3 protein-coding genes and 1 pseudogene are annotated in these 2,651 nt (G+C 44.4%); all 4 read right to left on the reverse strand.

Annotated features, from left to right (window positions below):
* Nucleotides 1-76: 76 nt before the first annotated feature.
* Nucleotides 77-582 (reverse strand): annotated as a pseudogene (locus OGY37_RS23460) (DUF6392 family protein).
* The gene (locus OGY37_RS01240; protein WP_286619837.1) at nucleotides 579-1,088 is read right to left on the reverse strand and encodes a DUF6392 family protein; all 510 of its coding nucleotides are present in this window, start codon (nucleotides 1,086-1,088) and stop codon (nucleotides 579-581) included. The pseudogene OGY37_RS23460 and the gene OGY37_RS01240 overlap by 4 nt, the downstream one beginning before the upstream one ends.
* 1 nt (nucleotide 1,089) lies before the next feature.
* Nucleotides 1,090-2,448 (reverse strand): S-type pyocin domain-containing protein, encoded by a 1,359-nt coding sequence (locus OGY37_RS01245; RefSeq protein ID WP_286619839.1) that lies wholly within the window; start codon nucleotides 2,446-2,448, stop codon nucleotides 1,090-1,092.
* A gap of 23 nt (nucleotides 2,449-2,471) precedes the next feature.
* A partial coding sequence (locus OGY37_RS01250; RefSeq protein WP_286619841.1) for a hypothetical protein occupies nucleotides 2,472-2,651 on the reverse strand: 180 nt, incomplete at its 5' end.

Raw genomic sequence — 2,651 nt, forward strand, 5'->3', positions numbered from 1 at the left:
ATCTAACATGTTTAATTAGTACATCAAAATTTATTAACACATAGTGTTAATAAAAATATCTCATCTCTCACACTCATTATCCACCCAGCCGTTTTTTCTCTAACGCGGCTTGTATTTCTTTGTCTCGCTCAATTAAGTAGAATGTGACTTTTTGTACAAAAAATCTTTGTTATAGGTAAATGCGGCAGCGATATATTGATGAGGGGCCGGCAAAGTATAAAATCCCTTCACACCAACATAAATAGTCATGATTATCTGCGCATCAGTGTATATCGTTGGATGGCAAAGTTTGTCCCTTACCCATTTATGGATTATTACAGGTTCAGGACCAAATGGCAGCGGATTAGGAAATAACCAATCCGTTTTATTTTCATCTTCTAACCGCAAAGTCACTTCTTCAAGATTTTTTCCTGGTTATTGATAAAAGATAAAGATATTCCTCCCCGCCTCATATTCAGCCTGAAAATATCATCACTAACAGTACCCGTTGGTTTTGTTTTGTAGGGGGATCAATCCTTGCTCATAAATATCCTGACAAGGTTTATCTAATTGCCTCACAAGAGTTTCGGCGTCAATATTCATTTGCCACCAAGTCGTTTTTTCTCCAGCGCAACCTGAATCTCCTTTGCTCGTTCCAACGGATAAAAAGTCACACTTTCTACAAAGAAATCTTTGTTATAGGTAAATGCGGCAGCAATATTTTGATGAGGAGCAGGTAGAGCATAGACCTCTTTCACCCCTATATAAATAGTCATGATGATTTCCGCATCAGCATAAATCATGGGCAACCCAAAACGCTCTCTAACCCACAATTGGGTCATCACCGGTTCCATACCAAATGGCATCGGATTGGAGAATACCCAGTCCGTTTTACCTTCATCTTCGAGTGTTAATGTCACTTCTTTAAGTTTTTTTTCCGAATTATTAATAAAAGCTAAATATATCCCCTCTCGTTTCATATCCAATCTGGCTGTATCATCATCAATGGCACCATAAGGTTTTGTTTTATAAGGAATCAACCCTTTCTCAAAAATCTCCTGATAGGGTTTACCCAATTGTTTCACGAGTGTTTCAACGTCTATAGTCATTTTAATATAGCCCCGTTAGTCGGTTTGATTCATGTAGTCTGGCTCTGATCTCTTCGATCTTTTCATCACTTACACCATATTCATTCCTAAGGCACTCAGCATTTGCATCCCAGTTAGCATTGACGGCAGATTCCAGCTCACGAGCATCCAATTCCTTTTGTGTCATCGTTTCACCACTTTCTGTATTCACTTGACGATTATTTCGCCCGCCATACGTTTCACTACATTTCTGATGGACAGCCTTCGGAATAGCAACCGCTGCAACTTTGTCAACCATTCTATCTATATATTTACTTTCTAATAAGGGATATTTTTGTTCTAAATATAATCGGACTGCCGCCTTAGATGGAATATGATCCACTTCATATAATCCCTGCCTTGAACGCCCTTTGAAATTTTCATAAAAATCAACTTCATACTCTTCCTCCGGGGCTTTTTGAAAATACACATAAATCGCCGATACAACTCCCATCGGGTCAACAATGATAAAGTCATTGAAATCACGGTCTTCGATGGGAAGTGTTTCAATATTTGGCTTCTGCTCCTCCGGGATCGGCGTTCCCGGTACGGGGGGTAACGGTTCGGGGGCGGGGTTAGGCAATCCCCAAATACCCCGAGCTTCCGGAACTGGTGTAGGTGGCGTGGAATAACCGCCTGTTTCACCATCATGGACAGTGGTCGGGCTGGCTCCCCACTCAAATCGCCCCTGCCCGCCAGACCTCGACCAGAGCAGCGTCACACCAGATAAGGCATCTTCAAATTGCCAGAGATCGTCATTGACTTGTTTTGCAAACCGGACACGAACCCGATCCAGCCCACTTTTTTCCCCCACCTCATAACTGCGGGAAATCATTTCCCCTGTCGCGGGGTCTTCTTCAATACGAAAACGTACACGTGTGCGGGCTTTCCCGTTCTGTTCAGCAATACTCCTCAGAGTATATTCAGAAAGATACTCTTCCCGAGTCACGGTTAAGTTCTGGCGGGTGTATGCGCCAATCAGTATTTGCCCATGGATCAGGTTATGGTAGAGCTGGTCGCCACGTATGCTCTGTAGCATTTCCGTCTCACCTGCATTCAACCCTTTCGAATAGAAGAGTGCCCCCAATGCAAAACGCCGACCAACCGTAGCTGCTGTTTCTACACCAACGCTGGTGACTGCCTGACCCACAGCCCTGCCCAGAGTGCCTGACACTTCCCCCATTGTTCCTGTTGCTGCTTGCGAAAGCTCAATGTATGTGCCAGCCGCAGAGTTAGCCAGCGCCATTGATTCAAAAAACACCTGTGCGGGTTTGCGCTCAACAACCGGCTCTTTCGCCGCTGATGATGTTTTCCCCTCTCCGGTCCCCAGTATCTGCACCATTACCGCTTTCTTCCTTCCATGGTTTACAGTAGCTCTACTTTCAGTGATTCAGGCAACGCGGTATAAACACGGGCCGTTTTCCCTTCTGCATCGGTTCGCCCTTCAAATATCTGACCTTTTTGGACGCTTAACTGCTCCAGTCCCTCAAAACGCAACACATCCAGTGCATGCGGGCATGAAGGAACCGTTAAGCTGTAGCGGTT

The organism is Citrobacter sp. Cpo030 (assembly GCF_030333005.1).
Classification (GTDB): Bacteria; Pseudomonadota; Gammaproteobacteria; order Enterobacterales; family Enterobacteriaceae; genus Citrobacter; species Citrobacter portucalensis.